This window comes from Photorhabdus africana, assembly GCF_035181445.1.
Classification (GTDB): domain Bacteria; phylum Pseudomonadota; class Gammaproteobacteria; order Enterobacterales; family Enterobacteriaceae; genus Photorhabdus; species Photorhabdus laumondii.
This window is the reverse complement of the sequence record NZ_JAXBVE010000113.1, coordinates 1-1,827: the sequence shown is the minus strand read 5'-3', so window position 1 is coordinate 1,827 and position 1,827 is coordinate 1. Positions and strand designations below refer to the sequence as shown.

Genomic DNA, 1,827 nt, shown 5'->3' with positions numbered 1-1,827 from the left:
CAGCTTTAACAGCTTTAACAGCTTTAACAGCTTTAACAGCTTTAACAGCTTTAACAGCTTTAACAGCTTTAACAGCTTTAACAGCTTTAACAGCTTTAACAGCTTTAACAGTATTAAACCAATTCTCTTAAATAAAAGATTTTTCCTGACTACAACAAGTTTACGAAAAATCAGAGACTATAATTGTAGAAAACCGAGAAGCATCCCCGAAAAAGCAAGAGTATTTAACAGCATTAAAAATGATTAAAGAAATGAGCATTAACTTTAATACCGTTAACTCTCTGCTATCCTCATTAGTTTTAAACCTAAAAAATCAGATATAGAAAAAGGAGAAACGAGAAACGAGAAACGAGAAAACCTAAATATCAGTTTAATGAAAATAAGGGCGTTAAATACGATTCAGAAAATGTAAAAACCATTAGATTTACCACAATTAAGTAATAAAAACCATTCGTCATAGCCGATTTACAATTAAAAACAAACAACCCCTTAGAATGAAAACCACAGTACAAGCTTATCATATTTTTAACATTACTTTTTTAACTTACATTTTCCTTTTACCGGTGATTAATCAACTAAGGATTAAAAAATAGGTAGTACACTGATGCCAACTTTTTAAAAAGCATAAAGTGACTAAAAACAACCTATTCTCCGCTATGTTTAATCCATTTATCGGTAAATCGGTAATACATACTATCCTCCACTTATTTTACATTTACCTAACCAATCATGATTATTTAAAAAGACAAACAGGGAGAGATTAAATATTTCACTCAACAGACTGATTTAACACAACGAATCAAAATTTTCAGTAGTGTGATTAATGACATTTAGTCGAAATTCACTAACCATTAACCGAGGGTTGAAAAGCAATAATCACGTAAAATAACATTAATAGAATAGATTGACATTAAAGTATTTTTTCACCATCGTTTTACGAAAAAATCAATAAAAATACGATTAAAGAAGAGATAAAACGATTAATTTAACCGGATTTAAGCGCTGAAAAGGCGTTATCCTAAAAAACATTAATGGTATCTCTATATGTTTAAATTTAGCAAAAAGCTAATATCCAAAAGATAAAAAAAGATAAAAACCAGATACCGATTAAAATCATCCGTTAAAAAAACAACTTTTAATCACAGTTTAAAACCTGCTCCGGTTTTATGGGTATTTCAATTAAAGGCTTTAGCATTTGATAGTTATGACCGTACCTTTAATCGACAAGCGCCGGTCGGGCAACCACAATTAACCAAGTGTCCCTCCAGCGCGACAGGTACTCCTTGTATATTGAACAAGTTAGAACCTTCCGCAATCGCGCCGGTTTGTTTACAGGCGGGACAAAACACCGGGTCACCTTTACAGGCAACCGATAGGTGTTGGTTTACCAAATCGGAACCCTTTAAAACCTCACCTCCGGTTGTTGTGGTATCACCTTTAAGGATAACTTTTTTACTTTCCACTACACTGCGCATTATTTACTCCGTTATATTTTCCGTTTCTCGTATTAAATGCCAGACGGTTGTGCCCTTCTCTGCACCTTCAACATCAAAAGCCATCGCCCCCTGAGCAAAGAAGTACTGTTTGTCAGGCAGGCTGTCGGTTCGCCAGATCCCGCTGACCAGTGCAGGATGGTCACCTCTCAAAGGGGTCACTTGCAGCGGTCCCCGGTCATAACGGGCATACCAAGCCAGTGTGGAAATATCATCAAAATGACCTTCACCATAGAAGTGCAATGAATGGCCTTCACGAGGTATCACCCGTATCGGACGTATCAGTTGGTTAATGGCAAAATAACTCTCCGGGACACTGTCCGGTAGTGGCGTT

2 protein-coding genes are annotated in these 1,827 nt (G+C 35.9%); both read right to left on the bottom strand.

Translation table 11 applies throughout. The features are described from left to right. Positions 1 to 1,202: 1,202 nt before the first annotated feature. On the bottom strand, positions 1,203 to 1,475 hold the full coding sequence (locus SLS51_RS22900; protein WP_323840793.1) for a PAAR domain-containing protein: 273 nt from the start codon (positions 1,473 to 1,475) through the stop codon (positions 1,203 to 1,205). 3 nt (positions 1,476 to 1,478) lie between these two features. Next, positions 1,479 to 1,827: type VI immunity family protein (locus tag SLS51_RS22895; RefSeq protein WP_323840792.1), on the bottom strand; the 349-nt coding region annotated here is incomplete at its 5' end.

Bases quoted from the DNA above. Each gene is read 5' to 3' on its own strand.
- SLS51_RS22900 (WP_323840793.1), bottom strand. From the start codon at position 1,475: ATGCGCAGTGTAGTGGAAAGTAAAAAAGTTATCCTTAAAGGTGATACC.